The 16,140-nt window shown below is 45.0% G+C and carries 14 protein-coding genes; 11 read left to right on the top strand and 3 right to left on the bottom strand.

What is annotated here, in order from left to right; all coding sequences use genetic code 11:
* Window positions 1-1,005 precede the first annotated feature (1,005 nt).
* Both RIB93_RS09095 and RIB93_RS09090 read left to right on the top strand, forming a co-directional pair.
* Window positions 1,006-4,581: an AAA family ATPase gene (locus tag RIB93_RS09095; protein ID WP_446372395.1), complete on the top strand. Its 3,576-nt coding sequence runs from the start codon at window positions 1,006-1,008 to the stop codon at window positions 4,579-4,581.
* Between the two features lie 31 nt (window positions 4,582-4,612).
* Entirely contained in the window at window positions 4,613-5,110 is a 498-nt protein-coding gene (locus tag RIB93_RS09090) for a hypothetical protein (RefSeq protein WP_446372393.1), read from the top strand.
* A 923-nt stretch (window positions 5,111-6,033) separates the two neighbouring features.
* Here RIB93_RS09090 and typA read toward each other — a convergent pair.
* Together typA and RIB93_RS09080 are read right to left on the bottom strand one after the other, a co-directional pair.
* Window positions 6,034-7,824 (bottom strand): translational GTPase TypA, encoded by a 1,791-nt coding sequence (gene typA / locus RIB93_RS09085; protein ID WP_446372391.1) that lies wholly within the window; start codon window positions 7,822-7,824, stop codon window positions 6,034-6,036.
* Between the two features lie 290 nt (window positions 7,825-8,114).
* Window positions 8,115-8,552: a hypothetical protein gene (locus RIB93_RS09080; protein ID WP_446372389.1), complete on the bottom strand. Its 438-nt coding sequence runs from the start codon at window positions 8,550-8,552 to the stop codon at window positions 8,115-8,117.
* 120 nt (window positions 8,553-8,672) lie between these two features.
* Between RIB93_RS09080 and RIB93_RS09075 the strand changes: the two genes are divergently transcribed.
* On the top strand, window positions 8,673-8,894 hold the full coding sequence (locus RIB93_RS09075; RefSeq protein WP_044210723.1) for a helix-turn-helix domain-containing protein: 222 nt from the start codon (window positions 8,673-8,675) through the stop codon (window positions 8,892-8,894).
* Window positions 8,895-9,055: 161 nt separating this feature from the next.
* Here the strand turns inward: RIB93_RS09075 and RIB93_RS09070 are convergent, their stop codons facing one another.
* Window positions 9,056-9,256: a hypothetical protein gene (locus RIB93_RS09070; RefSeq protein ID WP_446372387.1), complete on the bottom strand. Its 201-nt coding sequence runs from the start codon at window positions 9,254-9,256 to the stop codon at window positions 9,056-9,058.
* A gap of 159 nt (window positions 9,257-9,415) precedes the next feature.
* On the opposite strand from RIB93_RS09070, the gene RIB93_RS09065 reads away from it, so the two are divergent.
* From RIB93_RS09065 to RIB93_RS09030, 8 genes are all read left to right on the top strand, one after another.
* Window positions 9,416-9,622, top strand: coding sequence for a helix-turn-helix transcriptional regulator (locus RIB93_RS09065; protein ID WP_006105643.1), 207 nt, complete (start codon window positions 9,416-9,418; stop codon window positions 9,620-9,622).
* A gap of 15 nt (window positions 9,623-9,637) precedes the next feature.
* Window positions 9,638-9,844, top strand: coding sequence for a helix-turn-helix transcriptional regulator (locus RIB93_RS09060; protein ID WP_446372385.1), 207 nt, complete (start codon window positions 9,638-9,640; stop codon window positions 9,842-9,844).
* Between the two features lie 153 nt (window positions 9,845-9,997).
* Window positions 9,998-11,173 carry a DUF262 domain-containing protein gene (locus RIB93_RS09055; RefSeq protein WP_446372383.1) on the top strand — a complete coding sequence of 392 codons (1,176 nt, stop codon included), beginning with the start codon at window positions 9,998-10,000 and terminating at the stop codon, window positions 11,171-11,173.
* A gap of 3 nt (window positions 11,174-11,176) precedes the next feature.
* Window positions 11,177-12,226, top strand: a complete 1,050-nt coding sequence (locus RIB93_RS09050; protein WP_446372381.1) for an MAE_28990/MAE_18760 family HEPN-like nuclease — start codon at window positions 11,177-11,179, stop codon at window positions 12,224-12,226.
* 214 nt (window positions 12,227-12,440) lie between these two features.
* Entirely contained in the window at window positions 12,441-13,466 is a 1,026-nt protein-coding gene (locus RIB93_RS09045; protein WP_446372379.1) for a serine/threonine protein kinase, read from the top strand.
* Between the two features lie 203 nt (window positions 13,467-13,669).
* Window positions 13,670-14,332: a TIGR00266 family protein gene (locus tag RIB93_RS09040; protein ID WP_446372377.1), complete on the top strand. Its 663-nt coding sequence runs from the start codon at window positions 13,670-13,672 to the stop codon at window positions 14,330-14,332.
* A 24-nt stretch (window positions 14,333-14,356) separates the two neighbouring features.
* Window positions 14,357-15,034: a TIGR00266 family protein gene (locus RIB93_RS09035; protein WP_446372375.1), complete on the top strand. Its 678-nt coding sequence runs from the start codon at window positions 14,357-14,359 to the stop codon at window positions 15,032-15,034.
* A 78-nt stretch (window positions 15,035-15,112) separates the two neighbouring features.
* Window positions 15,113-15,808, top strand: a complete 696-nt coding sequence (locus tag RIB93_RS09030; RefSeq protein WP_446372373.1) for a TIGR00266 family protein — start codon at window positions 15,113-15,115, stop codon at window positions 15,806-15,808.
* The last annotated feature ends 332 nt before the right edge of the window (window positions 15,809-16,140 follow it).

Here is a 16,140-nt window from a genome sequence, read left to right as displayed (position 1 = left end):
ATCGTAGCCGATATTTTGCTCACCAATAATCGAAATAGCCGATTCACCCAGGCTGATATTGTGGCGTTCAAGTCCCTCTGACTCTTGCTCTAGCCGATGAATCACTCGGATTGCCCAGAGTCATAGCTCGCGAAGCGTGCTGGGAATAATCGCCGGGTCAATTCCCAACTGAACAGCACTTGCTCAAATTGAGCCGGATTCAGCCTTTTCAGGCGCTGTAGTAGTTCGCCTCGACTATCCATTCAACCCTATCCACCTGATACCAACTTGCCTTCTATCCTGTCATTCTGAGTGTTCTATCCTGTCATTCTGAGTGTTCTATCATGTTATTCTGAGTGTTCTATCCTGTCATTCTGAGCGTTCTAAGCTGTCATGCTGAGTGTTCTATCTTGTCATTCCGAGAGAAGCGTGAAGCGAAGCTAGAGCGAGGAACGAGATACGACAATCTGGACAAATGCTGCGCTAGAGTTCCTTACGCGAAACATGACAGATGCTGCCATAGACAGCACTAGCAAACTGTAAGTAGGGCTTGCTGCCCAACCTAGAAATCCTGAGCCATCAATACTTTGAGGCTTATGGGCAGTGGATAAAGTGCAAGGAAATGGGGGAGCAAGGGTACATTTTCCCTGAGCAAGGTGAGGCCATACTTATGAAGGATGCTACCGCATGTCCTAGCACTTTATCCACTGCCCATAAGCCTCAAAGTATTGATGGCTCAGGATTTCTAGGTTGTGCAGCAAGCCCTACTTACAGTTTGGTAGTGCTGTCTATGGCAGAATCTGTCATGATTCGCGTAAGGAACTCTAGCGCAGCATTTGTCCAGATTCTCGTATCTCGTTCCTCGCTATAGCTTCGCTTCACGCTTCGCTCAGAATGACAAGATAGAACACTCAGCATGACAGCTTAGAACGCTCAGAATGACAGGATAGAACACTCAGAATAACATGATAGAACACTCAGAATGACAGGATAGAAGGCAAGTTGGTATCAGGTGGATAGGGTTGAATGGATAGTCGAGGCGAACTACTACAGCGCCTGAAAAGGCTGAATCCGGCTCAATTTGAGCAAGTGCTGTTCCGGTTGGGAATTGACCCGGCGATTATTCCCAGCCCCTTTGCCGAGCAATCACTGCGGGCAATCCGAGTGATTCAACGGCTAGAGCAAGAGTCAGAGGGAGTTGAACGCCTCAATAACATCCTGGCTGAATCGGCTATTTCGATTATTGGTGAGCAATATATCGGCTACGAGATAGAAGCTCAAGTTAAGGGAATAGTTAATGAGTATATCCAGCAGCCCTTTGAAGGGCGGGAGGATGAGCAGTGTCAGCTTGATGAGTTTGTGCAGCACAGTTCTAGGGGAGTGCTGTTGGTAACGGGGGCGGCGGGTTTTGGCAAATCGGCTCTGTTGTCGCATTGGCAAGAAAGCCAGCAGGAAGATTGTTTCATCGCCTATCACTGCTTTAGTTATCGTTACCAGAAAACGCGCTTAGTCTCGGAAGCCTATCGCCATCTGCTCAAACAACTGTATCTGTATCACAACATTAGGAATGGGCAGTTTCCTACTGATCCAAATCAGATGCGGGATATCCTGGTAGGGATGCTGGAGAAACCTGTCTCGCCAGAGGGTAAGCGTCTGGTGATTGTGTTGGATGGGTTGGATGAGGCTTCAGAAACGTTGGAGCCGTTTTTTACCAGGCTCGCGGATGGGGTGTTTGTGATTGCTTCAGCACGGGCTGAGGTAGGGGATGAGCCGGAATACCTGCGGAATTGGACGGATAATGCTCAGAGATTGTATCTGAAGCGGCTACGCCGTGAGGCAATTCCTAAGTGGCTGGCGCAAATCAGCGAGTTAGTCACCTATAGCCAGAATCAGGATTTTGTTCAACGGCTGGATGAGATAACTGGGGGATTCCCGCTTTACCTGCGTTATCTGATTGATGACTTGAGACAGGCGGCAATAAAGTGTCAGGATGTGCAGGGGGTACTCCGGAATAGTCCCGGTGGGTTCAAAGCTTATGTCAAAGAACAGTTTCGCCAACTTGCCAAAGTTGAGGAGATTAAGCGACAAGGGGAAGTGCGGGAGTTGTTTGCCTTGCTGTCAGTGGCGTTGGGAGCGTTATCTGAGGATGATATTGAAGCGTTGACTGCGTTGAATGCCTGGGATTTAGCCGATTTACCCTGGCAGGCGACACGGTGGTTTAGTATTCAAACGGGTTGTTATAGTTCTGACTTTTCACGCCATCCAGAAAAATCGATATCAAACCTAACCCCCCAGCCCCCTTCCCACCCCTCTCGTTCTCCCCTACAAGGGGAGATGGCAAAGGATGCTTCGCTTTTTTTTGCACGGAAGGGGGAGAATTCAAAGCAAGGGAAGGGGGAGAATTCAAAGCCTCTCTCCTTGCAGGAGAGAGGTTTGGAGAGAGGTTTTCCAGATTCCGTCAAAAGTAAGAATTATAGTTTTGCTCACCCCTTACTCGCCCAGGAGTTTAAAGGAGCGCTGGGGCGTCAGGCGTCTTTGGCGGAAGATAAGTTAATTGACTATTGTGCCAAATGGCAGGACAACCATAGTTCTTATGGGTTGCGGCATTATGCCGAACACTTGGGAAAGGCGAAGCGGTGGGAGGAGTTGTATGCGATCGCACGCGACAAAAATTTTTCATCTGCCCAACAGCAACAGTTATCTGATGAACCTGATTTACCTCTGAAGACAGTGCAGGCTGCCTTGCTCGGTGCTGCTGAGGAAGACAAGGCAGAGAGAATGGCTGAGTTTGTGCTGGTACACGCACACAGATTGGGGCAGACAAATGCTCAAGAGTCACCACTAGATGCATTGCGATCAGGCAGTCTCAAAAGGGCATGGATACTGGCGGATCAGTATGAGATTGAGTGCTGTATTCTTTGGTATTTGCTACTGGCGTGGGAATTGAAAGACGAGGAAAAGCTGGATGAAGCACGCGAGACTTTAGATAAGTTGGAGAAGAAAGAATTACCTCATTTTCTAGTAAATTGGGATGCCCGTTGGCAAGGTGATTATGCTGCTTATTTCCTCGCATATATTTTTATCCAGAATAAGGATATCTGTAGCATTAAGGATATCTGTACTGTTATAGTTCAGCAGATTTTGGAGGAATATCACCGTATTACTCTATATAGAATTTTTAGCAACTATGGCAACTTGGATGCCATCAGAGAGATAGCAGTATCGCAAGCTGAAGCCAGTGAGTTTATTAAACATACGAATGCTCGTAAGACTACCGAAGAAATTGAGAATCGAGGAAGACAGTACAGTAATCTTTTAACACAAGCAGAAGAATACGCCAAGGCAGAGAATTTTACTGATCTGCGACAGATTGTTGAGGAGGTTGAAAAGATATACGGTTGGACACAACTAGAAGCCCTAGGTTTGATTGCAAAGAAACTAGCAGAAGACGGGCAACCTAGAGAAGCCAGATCTACCTTTGCCGCTGCTCTTAAATTGGCACAAGAAGCTGAAGCTGAGTTTTTAAAAGCTTTAGCACTAGCAGACGTAGCAGAGGTACAGGTAAAAATCGAGCAGCAGGAAGAAGGGATAGTTACCGCCAGCATTGCTCATCAGATTGCCCAAAGTATTAAAAACCATAGAAAAAAAGAAAGAGTAATTATCACAGCACAAATAGCAGAGGTACTGACAAAGGCGGGAAAGAGAGAAAATGCGAAAGCTATTTTTGATAGTGCTATCGAGATTGCCCAGTCAATTGAAACTCAAGATGGACGTGTAAATAGCTTCACAATAGTAGCTAAGGCACGAGTGAGGGCAAAGGAGTATCCTGATGCTCGTAAGACGGCACAGAGGATTGAATTCCTTTGGAGCAAAGCTGAAGTGTTTGGAATTATAGCCAAGGCAGAGGCAGAAGATGGAAAAGATGAGGCAAAGACAACCCTCTTGATGGCCTCTGAAATTGCCGAAGGACATTCCCTGGATTGGGTGAATGCTCTATGTACAATAGCATTAGCACAAGCAGTTATAGACGAAGAAGCTGCACTAGCTACTTTCAAGGAACTCCTTGTATCTGCCAAAAAACTTCTAAGGGAGCGAGACATTTACTTGTCGAAAATAGCAGCAGCACAGGCACAGGCAGGAGAAATTTCCCATGCTCTGGAAACTACAGACGAGATTGAGGATGAATCGGAACTGGTGAAAGCCCTTTCGTGGATTGCCTTGACTCAGTTTAAGAAAGGGAAAAAACAAGAACTCTTGAAAACTCTCACTGCTGCCCTTCAAGCTAAAGACAAGATAGAGGATAAACAAAAACTTATAAAAGCGCTCAAAGCGATTGCAGGGATACAGGTAATGGCAGGTAAGGGAGAGGAAGCAGTGAAGACAGCGGAGAAAATACTTACAGAGCGTAAATTGTATCTACCCGGAATTGCATCATGGCTGGTCGAAACAGGCGATCGGGAGAACTTCAAACGGTTGTTAATTCCTTGCGCTTACTACCTGCACACTGCTTATCAAATGTGTGGATGTCTAGCGAAACTGTATCCCGTTCAAGCAACAGATATCGCCAAGGTTGTCAAAGAGTTTACCGTCAGTCCAACTTAGAAACGAATGAATTCATCAAAGAAATAAACCAATGCCCAAACAAGACCCCGCCAAATTAAAAAAAGTCTCTGTCAGCCTCCCATTTGGCATCGGCGGTGCGGAATGGGAAGCCGATGAAACCGAACGCAAAGCCGCTTGGTCACTCTACGTTGAACTGGTCACTCGCATCACGGTACAATCCCTAGAAGCCGACCAAGGACTGCTGCGAGAAGCGCTCAATTCTCTCTATAGTATGTTTGCGATTACCCGGCAAATCCTCAGAGACGCGGGTCCCGATGTGGGCATCTCTTCTAAATCTGTTGGCGGAATTGCGATCGCGGTTCTCAATAAAGGATTGCGCCCCTTTCTATCAAAATGGCATCCGTTATTACAAACCTGGGAAGCCCAGAAACCTGACACAACGAGTCCCAAACAGCATGAGAAAAATTGGTCGTTAGAACCTCAGATGTATGAGGAGTTGCTAATACTGGGAAAGGAGTTACAGCAATATGCTGAGGCGTTGGCGGTGATTGTGGGAGTGGAGGAATGAGGGAGATAGGGGAGATGGGGGAGATAGGGATATCCTGACCCAGATCCTTGGAAAGGCGTAGCAATTTTAACCCAAAAAAATTATCTGGACTAACAATTATTGTATTCCTGTCAGTAGGGGTACAGCATTGCCCATTGGTGTCAACTTAAGTCTAAAACCCTTACTTAATATTAATAATAGATCCCCCCTAGCCCCCCTTAAAAAGGGGGGAACCAGAAATTACAGCGCTTTTCACGTTTATGGAATACAAAATTATATCGGCTTGCTTTTGGGCGCAGTCATTGTCTTTAGTCTACTAGCGTGAAGTACCCTAACTTCAGCGAAGCAAGTTAGGGCTTCTAACTTAGCTAAACAATGACGGTCTTATTCGTCTTCAGGGTTTCCCGTTTCATCCGCCAACGCCTCTAAAGGTTGCCCTCCATTGGTCTTACAAGGGCGTCAACAGGCAGCCGTCCGCCTTCCGCAGACAGTGATATTTTGTTAGTCCGCTTGATTTTCGCGGTTTGTGGTTGTAGAGACGCGCAAGTGCAAGCGTCTGTACTAACCGAGTAATGCCATTGGGCATCTTGCGCTATTCTTTTGGAGGACGCTAAAAAGCGAACGGTGGTCGAGTTCCGAGCCGCGCAAGGACTACATCTCTATCACACCTAGCCCAGCCATCTGTCTTCCCATGCATTAGAAGGTAGACCTAGGAGGGTTGCTGCCATTATAGCGCTAAAAGTATTTGGAAATCTTCATACTTCCGATTTCCCGCTGTCCATCCTCACCCTACTGACGTTGAGGGTGAGGACTTCCGCGCCTACGTTAAAAACTGCTGTAATCAAAGTCCCCCTTTTGAAGGGGGATTTAGGGGGATCTAAACTTTGAGCGCTAGTAATACAAAGTCTTAAGTTGACGCAGATGCACGTCTATGCGCCCCTACGTTAACGCCTGACTAGCTTCTTCGTCACCTTCCGCAACCGCACCGACTGCGGCGTGATTTCCACCAATTCTTCCGGTCCGATATATTCCAACGCCCGTTCCAAACTCATCTCGGCTGGCGCTTGCAACTGCACCAATTCATCCCCGGTGGCGGAACGATGGTTGGTTAACTGCTTAGTCTTACAAACATTCAAATCCAAATCTTGAGGACGGTTGTGTTCGCCAACAATCATCCCCTTATACACCCGCGTCCCCGGTGTAATAAAGAATACCCCTCGGTCTTCGCCATTTTTCAACGAATAGAAAGTCGCCACCCCTTCCTCAAAGGCAATAATCACCCCATTGCGGCGGGTTTCCACATCACCGGAAAGCGGACGATAATCCAAGAAACTGTGATTCATAATCCCATCCCCCCGCGTCAGGCGCATGAATTCACCCCGGAAGCCAATTAAACCCCGTGCGGGAACCACAAATTCCAATTGCGTGCGACCATTACCACTGACTAGCATATTCTGCATTTCGCCCTTGCGCTGACCCAAGCGTTCAATACAGCCACCCACAGCTTCTTCGGGAATGTCTAGCGCCAAGACTTCGTAAGGTTCGCAGGGTTGACCCTTGACTTCCCGATAAATCACTTGCGGCTGAGACACCTGAAACTCATACCCTTCCCGGCGCATGGTTTCAATCAGGATACCCAGGTGTAATTCCCCCCGCCCAGAGACTAAGAATTTATCCGGAGAATCAGTTTCATCGACACGCAGAGCCACATTCGTCTCTAATTCTCGCATCAAGCGATCGCGCAATTGCCGAGAGGTGACGTAATCCCCTTCCTGACCTGCAAATGGCGAATCGTTCACCGAGAACGTCATCTGCAATGTCGGTTCATCCACCTTAATTAACGGTAAGGCTTGGGGTTCATTAGGACAGGTAATCGTCTCACCGATATTGGCATTAGCAAACCCCGCCACCGCGACAATATTTCCGGCGAAGGCTTCCTCTAAATCAACCCGCTGGAGTCCTTCAAACCCCATAAGTTTGCTAATTTTAGTCTTGACAATTTCCCCGCTTTCTGTAACTAAAGCCGCTTGCTGACCCGCTTTAATTACGCCATTATGGATTTTGCCAATCACAATTCGACCCAGATAATCCGAATAATCCAGCGTCGTGACTTGCAATTGTAGAGGCTTGCTCACATCACCCACAGGCGGCGGAACATGGCGCAGGATGGATTCAAACAAGGGTTGCACATCCACCCCTTCGTCCTTTAAATCCGCTTTAGCGTACCCTTGTAACCCAGACGCAAACAGATAGGGAAACTCACACTGATCATCATCCGCCCCCAATTCAATAAACAAATCCAGGACTTTATCCACAGCACCGTAGGGATCAGCTTGAGGACGGTCAATTTTATTCACCACCACAATCGGGCGCAGTCCTTTTTCCAAGGCTTTCTTGAGGACGAACCGGGTTTGCGGCATCGGTCCTTCATTGGCATCCACAATCAGGATACAACCATCCACCATCCCCAATACCCGTTCCACTTCCCCACCAAAATCGGCGTGACCGGGAGTATCGACAATATTGATTAAGATATCTTTATAGTGAACTGCTGTATTTTTAGACAGAATCGTAATTCCCCGCTCTCGCTCCAAATCATTGGAGTCCATAACGCAATCAGGAACCTCTTCCCCTTCACGGAAGATACCGGATTGTTTGAGTAGGGCGTCAACCAAGGTGGTTTTGCCGTGATCGACGTGGGCAATAATGGCAACGTTGCGAATCGGAAGAGTCATAAAGGCGTTAGGGAGTGAGATGAGAGAGGTCGATCTTACTATAGATTTCTTAATAATTGTAGCTTACTCAAAGGGGGAGCGGGGGAGCAGAGGTACAGGGTGGTAGGGGCGGGTTTTACCAATACCGTTTTGCAGAAACCCCTAACTGAACTAAACCCGCCCTTTTTGGGGTGCGGAGGTGGGGAATTGTAGTTTTATTCACATCTTGCACCAGCCTCACCAATCGCCTTGGGTTTAAACCCAAGGCTGAAAGCTCAAGTCAGCTAAAGCTGACTGGATAAGAGTTTTATTCAGAAGTTGAATGATTCTCTCTCCTTTTTATATATGCTTCGCAGCCATTCTAGAGTTGCGCCCGACAGTCCAAATTGAATCCGGTTCACCAACTCCCCCCATTGATACAGTTCTGATAGAGACAGGGATTGCTGAAACTTGCGTTGATAAAATGTCGCCCAAAAGTCCGGCGCTTTGTACTTATGCTTGCGCCAGCGCCTGCGCCAACAGAGGGTATCTTTCAGCGTAGGCGAGTCTACACCTAAAATTGGCGGGATATCGGCATAACTGACAAACGTGCTGACTCCCTTGCCAACAACGTGAATCACATATCGCCAGCAGTCAATGCGATAAATCTCGTCAGGATGGAGATTGAGCAAAAGCGCAATGGCTTCTCGGGTGACAAATCGCTGTAACGGATGAGTGGCTCTTGATTTTACCTGAAGTGTTGATAACATAGGAGATGCACCCCAAACAATGGGGTTGTGTTTTGATATGATATGGCGATCGCAATCTGGCTACATACCTAATGGTGCGATCGCTTTTAATTTGCTTAGTGTAGACGAAATTTAAACTTTATGTCAAGAGGCGAACGAGTTCGGTTGCGGATTAGGGAACTAGCGGCTAGAGAAAACTGGACGTTGCTGGATGTCGCTGAACGGTCTGGGGTTCCCTATAGTACCATCAAAACCTACGCGCGATCGCCAGGAATGACGATGGTGGATATTGGGGCGCTGCTGAAGTTAGCACGGACATTTGATGTATTGATAGAGGATTTGTTTGAGATTGTGAAGGAGTAAGTCATTTGTCATTCGTCATTTGTCATTTGTTATACTCGCTTCCGAAAAGAAGCAAGCTACGTCTTATGTAATGTAAGGGTTTGAGGAATATTGATTTATGGATTAGTCCCACGCCCGGAAACCGTAGGGGCGCACCGACGTGCGCCCTTTCCACCGACGTGCTAGCGCGAGTTTGGCTGATTCTCTGGGGGTAAGCCCGGATTAAACATCACCACAAATTGGGCATTCGGCATCAGACGGCGGAGTATGCACAGATGACCATCCGCATCGGAACGGCTACGATACTGTGCTACAGTGACTCCTTGCATTTTGGGTAGCAGGCGAACCAGCACCCAAGGATAAAGGCGTTGTTTGTAAGGCATAATAAATGTGTCTCCATCTGAAATTGGAGCCAGAGCCAGTGCTAAGAGGTTGGTCGCCGGGATGCACTGGCTTTCTGACCATCTGAAGTTCTGCCTTTATATTACGGGCAAATTCTGGTTAAGTCAATTTAACCATGAGGATTCTGGAATAAAACAGTAATGACGAGTGTGGGGGAAAAGCTTAAACGCCAACGTGAATCACTGCATCTGACGCAGCAGCAAGTCGCTGATCAATTGGGTGTGACGGTAACTACTGTGAAAAATTGGGAAGCTGGCAGACATATACCAAAGCTTTACCCCATCCAGACGAAAGCATTGTGTGATTTGCTCGATTTAACCTTAGACGAGTTGGCAGAGTATAGTTAAGGCAATCAGGAGGCAATGAGTTCAGGTCGTAAGCTGATGCAGCTAAGGAAACGATTGGGGCTAACTCAGAAACAGGTAGCGGATGCGGTAGGCGTCACGGATCAAACTGTCAGCAACTGGGAAGCTGGCAGGCACATTCCTAAGCTATATCCTGCACAAATGAAAATGTTGTGTGATTTGCTAAACCTCACCTTGGAAGAGTTAGCCGAGTGGCATATTTAGTTGAGTTGTGGGTTATGAAAATTAACTAAGATTTAACCTTAGAAGTTACGCTCCGCTAACACACCACCACTAGCTTGGCACTGGACATTGCAGCCCCCTAGTCTTCAGTATCTCTATAATTGATAATAAACGCCATTTTGGAGTCTATCGCTAATGCCACTTGCGCCAGCCGAAAAAACAATGTGGGAAACTCCCCCAGAGAAAGATCCCAAGAAAATGTCTGATGATGAGATTAATGCCAAGTATGAGAAACGAGAAAAAAGAATACTCACAGAAATGAATCGTGAGAAGCTGCCCAGTTTTGCCGATGCGCTCAAAAAACCTGGCTATATGGAGATTAGACCATTTTTCCAACGTAGACCTCGTTGGAATAAAAAAATGCAATCGCGCCTAATTGAGTCATTTCTGATCAACATTCCTGTTCCGCCCATTATTCTGTATGAAAAGGAATATAACTCTTATGAAGTCATGGATGGTCAACAGAGAATCACTACCATTCAAGATTTTTACGACAACAAACTAGAATTGACAGATTTAGAACTTTGGCCCGAACTGGAAGGACGCACTTATAATCAACTTCCCAAAAAAATTAAGGCAGGGATTGATCGTCGCTCTATTTCTTCTATAGTGCTGATCACAGAGTCAGCACCTAATCAGGAAGAAGCACTTTATTTAAAACAGCTTGCCTTTGAACGCCTGAATACCGGAGGAGTAGATCTAAGTCGCCAAGAGGTGCGAAACTGCTTATATTACGGAGATTTTAACAAACTATTACTTGAACTAGCTCAAAATCCCATATTTGCAAAAGCTTGGGGAATCCCTATTAACGACCATGACGCAAAGTCGAAAAATAGTTTATATAAAAAAATGGAAGATGTGGAACTTGTTCTTCGTTTTTTTGCCCTGATACACGCTCATAAATTCCATGGAAAACTAGAAGAGTTTCTGGACAAATATATGATTAAAAGTTTGAGTTTTTCTGGAAAAGATATTGCTGTATTAAGTAAAATATTCTTGAAAACAATCAATATTGTCTATCGAATATATGGAGAAGATTTATTTAATCCTAAACCCTTTGAACCAAGAAACATTAATTTTAAAGATCAGGCATATAAAACTTATTACGAAGCAGTCATGGTAGGGTTTAGCAATCATTTAGATAGTGAGAATATTTTAATTGCTCGGAAACAAAAAGTAATTGAAGCAACCAAAAAACTCTTTGAAGAAGACAAAAATAGACTTTTAACAGGTGGAGGAAAAACGAAAGCGGATATTCAGAAACGACTCGGACTATTCGATGATATGCTTGCTCAAGTCATCAACGAGTAAGTCATGATTTTTCAGGAGCTTCTGAAGACAATACAGAGAAATATTTCTACTGTCCGTTCTATTATTAAAGTTAACGAAAAACTTATAAGAGCTGCTTTTGGAGATAAGAGTATAATCACACAAGAATGGGGAACGCAAGCAGACTCTATCATTGACCAACTAACACAGGATGCTCCCGAACCAAAGGATTGGCGAATTTACGATCACTGTGCTGTAGTAACACGGTTATACGCTATTTATGAACGTTTTGTTGAAGACTTAATTCGAGAATGGATACAACTTCTGCCAGATTTATTTCCAGTTTATGCAGATTTGGGAGATAGAATTTGTAATACACATCGAATAGGTGTAGCTCGGTTACTGTTGGATATAACAAAGAATAGATTTGGACATCTTTCTGTTGAAGAGGTTATTAGAGGATTATTTTATGGAGCTAGTGGTACTGGAGAAAAGTATGAACTCCTGCCGGATGCATTTCTACTGCATGAGCAGAACTTACGCAAAGACACCTTAGAAAAATTATTCGCTGATGCTGGTATTCTAAATGCTTGGGCTTGGGTTGAAAAACATAGAAAAATTAAATATTTTGTTGAAGAAGTTCGAGGAAGTGAAAATACAGCAGAGGGAGAACTCAATGAACTGATTGACTATAGAAATGATGCCGCATACGGTGCTTTTATAAATACTATATTAAGTGCAAATGAACTTTTAGAATTATGTGATTTTGTTGAAGCGTTGTGTCAAGCGCTAGCTGAGTTGGTGACTTATCAAATCATTAAGCAGCAAACATCAACAGGTCAGGCTCAAGAAATTGGTCAAATTACGGAGTGGTTTAAGAAATCAAAAGCGGCAGTCGCTAAGGTAGAGGAAACAACTTTATCAGTTGGAACAAGTGTTTTTCTGATGGGCGAAGCCTACTGTCAATTGGCAACGATTAAAAGTATTCAGGTTGATGATACTGATCAGGAGTCAGTACAGACAAGCAGTGACATGGAATTGGGATTAAAATTTGATGTCGAAGCCCGAAAAAAAATTGCGTTTATATGTGGTTAAATAAGCGAGGGTGAGTCGGTCAAACTAGGACGATTGGGACAAGAGCGATCGCGCTGCCAATCTCAAAACAAAATAGGGGGATTATTCTCCGAGTAATAAATTAATGAGTCATATTGCCGCCCGTCGATCCCCTCAGTTATTGTAAAATTTAGCGGATAGCACATTCTCTTCAGACTATGCCAAAATCAATGATATGTTTCACCAATTTTGAGCAATGACTTGGTCTTCTGGACAGAAGTTGCACGGCAACAACTATATTCTGGAAAAAGAATTAAAACGCGGACAATTTAGTGTCACCTATCTGGCGAGCGATCGCAAGAAAAATCAATGGGTGGTCAAAACCCTGAGTGATCAGCTAATCCACGACTTCAACCAACCGGAAGTCGATCAAATTCAGGAAACCTTTTTGTGCGAAGCGGTAAAGCTAGTAAAATGCCGACATCCTCATCTGGTGCAAGTTATAGAACCATTGGTGGAAGGACATCAGGTTGGCATTGTCATGGAGTATCTGGATGGTGTCGATTTAGCCAGCCACGCCCAAAAGGGTTTACCCGAGTCAGAAGCGCTGCTTTATATTCAACAAATTGGCGAAGCGCTGAAAGTGATTCACGAGGCGGGGTTAATCCATCGAGATGTCAAACCCAGTAATATTCGATTACGAACCGATAAACAAGAAGCCGTGTTAATTGATTTTGGGTTAGCGCGAGGATGTGAGGATGCGTCAACAACAGTTGATACCCTTACAGCCGATGGGTTTGATGCCCTAGAGCTTTATGATGTAGAGACTCCCCTAGGAGCTTATACGGATGTTTATTCATTAGCGGCAACGCTATACTTTTTAGTCACAGGAGAAATTCCGCCCAAGGCAATGGATCGCTGTATGTCGAAAGCGCGATTAATTCCACCAAAACAGATTAACGAACAAATTAGCGATCGCACTAATGAAGTGATTCTGATTGGGATGGCATTACAGGTTGATGAACGCCCTCAAACCATACAGGAATGGCTGGATTTACTGGGATTACAGCGCCAAATCACTGGATCAGGACGCCAGAAGTCACCCATGATTTTAATCGGTGCAATCATCGCCATCGTTGGTGTGTTAGGTTTAATTGCGGCTTGGTTCTTGTTCAAACCTACAGCCATCCCTCAAGAACCCACACCCGTGCAAACGCCAGTCTCGTTAATTTATACGCCTGTCAGTAGCGTTTCCCCAATTACCTTTTGGTCAAAGGTTTAACGGATATCCTCCGTCTTCGTCAGGGAGGATACCAAGTCCGCTTTTGTTACCCTCTTTATCCCTTGGGTACTTTTTCTGTGGAACCTTCTGCCCTCTGCCTTATTATATTTTTTTAACCAGGGTTTATTTTTTTTAAGAAATCTGGACATTGGCACCATAACTGTCAAACTGAATAATATCTCTATGTTGTAGGAGATTTGGCAGTGGACTATGAAATTCGCTACAAGCCAGCCTTTGCCGCTATTTTCCTGACACTCAATCCCGGTGACAGAATCACGGCAGAAGCAGGTGCGATGACCAGTATGGATGGTAAACTCACCGTGAAGACGGAGTTTTCGGGTGGCTTTATCCCAGGCTTACTCAAAAAGTTCTTTGGCGGAGAATCATTATTTGTTAATACATTTCATAATAAAACGCAACAACCCTTAACTCTGGTTCTTACCCAGTCCACCATTGGCGACATTGTTGGTGTGGACTTGCGCGAAAATTCCCTCTGTTTTCAACCCGGTGCTTATATTTGCCATACCCCTGGCGTCAAACTGGGGGTGCGGTGGGCGGGTGTGAAGAGTTGGTTTTCTGGAGAAGGATTGTTCAAACTCCAAGTTAGGGGTCAGGGTAAGGTATTTTTTGGTGCTTATGGTGGATTGACGAAAAAGCGGGTTAATGGTGACTTTGTTGTCGATACGGGTCATTTAGTCGCCTATGAACCGACGATTCAGATGAATGTTGGTTTAGCCGGGGGTTTATTGGGTTCAATGACTTCTGGTGAAGGATTCATTAATCGACTCACGGGTACAGGAGAAATTTACCTCCAGTCTCGCAGTATTAGTGGTTTAGTCAGCTATTTACAACCAAAATTGCGTTAATATAACACTCCAAATTTTTTCATAATGAATATTGAACTGTTGCATCAACCCGATAGTGCGATCGCGCGTGTTGTTCTGGACGCTAATGAAGAGTTAGTGGCGCAAGCTGGCTGTATGATTGCCATGAATGGTTCCATTAATGCCAGTACCACATTGCGCCAGGGGAAGGGTGGCGGTATTTTGGGCGGACTCAAACGGATGGTGGCGGGGGAATCGCTATTTTTAAGTGTGTTCCGTTCACCGATATCAGGGGGTGAAGTGTTTCTCGCGCCTAAACTTATGGGTGATCTCCTAACCTATGAAATGAAGGGTCAAGAGTTAGTAGTTCAGGCGACATCCTATCTAGCGAGTGAGTCAGGAGTTGATATTGATCTCGGCTTTCAAGGGTTTAAATCTCTGTTTTCGGGTGAATCCATTTTTTGGTTGAGTCTTAGCGGTTATGGGGTTGTCTTGTTAACCTCATTTGGCGGAATTTATAAAATACCTGTCAATGGGGAATATATTGTGGACACGGGTCATATTGTCGCCTTTGAAAAAAGTCTGAATTTTGATATTACCAAAGCCGGATCGAGTTGGCTAAGTGCCTTTTTGGGCGGAGAAGGGCTGGTTTGTCGATTTAAAGGACAAGGAAATGTCTATTGCCAAACTCACAATCCTGGTGCGTTTGGTTCTCAGGTTGGTTCTAAACTACCGCCGCAATGAGCGGCTTTAGGTTGAGTTTCGTCCCTTCCTAGGAAGTGGACTTAAATGGTGGGAAAAATAAATAAAGGATAAATCATCATGAGTCAGCGAATTTCTTATAAAATAGAGCATTCACCGTCTTATGCGTCTTTGGTGATTCACTTGAAAACTAATGAAACGGTTTTAGTTGAATCCGGTGCCATGGCGGCTATGGATACCTGTATTAAGATGAAGTCTAGGGCTAAGGGTGGCTTGATGAAAGGACTGGGGCGAATGGTAAGTGGTGAGTCCTTTTTCATCAGTGAGTTTACCGCTGAAGGCAAATCAGGAGAGTTGTATGTTTCGCCTGGAGTACCGGGAGATATTTGTCATTATTACTTGCAAGGGAATGCCTTAATGATTCAATCCTCTGGATTTGTCGCCGCTAGTCCTACGGTAGAAATAGATACTAAGTTTCAAGGGTTTAAAGGCTTCTTTAGTGGCGAGTCCTTGTTTTTAATTCGGGCAACTGGGATAGGGGATATTTGGTTTAGTTCTTATGGCGCAATTGTGGAAATTCCCGTGGCTGGGGATTATGTGGTGGATACCAGTTACATTGTGGCATTTGAAGATACGTTGAATTATAACGTAGAAATGCTGGGCGGTTTATCGTTTCGTGGATTAAGAACGGGAATTTTGGGAGGTGAAGGATTGGTTTGTCGGTTTAATGGAGAAGGGCGGTTATGGGTTCAGTCGAGAGAACTGTATAGTTTAATTAATTTCTTAAATCCCTTCCGCCCGACGAAGAGCAATTAGTATGTAGTAAGCGCTTTAGCGCTTTGAGGCACTAAAGTGCCAACTACGTACAAATAGCTTGTAGTAAGCGCTTTAGCGCTTTGAGGCACTAAAGTGCCAACTACGTACAAATAGCTTGTAGTAAGCGCTTTAGCGCTTTGAGGCACTAAAGTACCAACTACGTACAAATAGCTTGTAGTAAGCGCTTTAGCGCTTTGAGGCACTAAAGTACCAACTACGTACAAATAGCTTGTAGTAAGCGCTTTAGCGCTTTGAGGCACTAAAGTGCCGACTACGTACAAATAGCTTGTAGTGAGCGCTTTAGCGCTTCTAGGCACTAAAGTGCCAACTAC

Origin of the sequence: Coleofasciculus sp. D1-CHI-01, assembly GCF_040218875.1 — a bacterium.
Classification (GTDB): domain Bacteria; phylum Cyanobacteriota; class Cyanobacteriia; order Cyanobacteriales; family Coleofasciculaceae; genus Coleofasciculus.
Note: the sequence above shows the minus strand (reverse complement) of the source record. Positions and strands in the feature narration are given on the sequence as shown.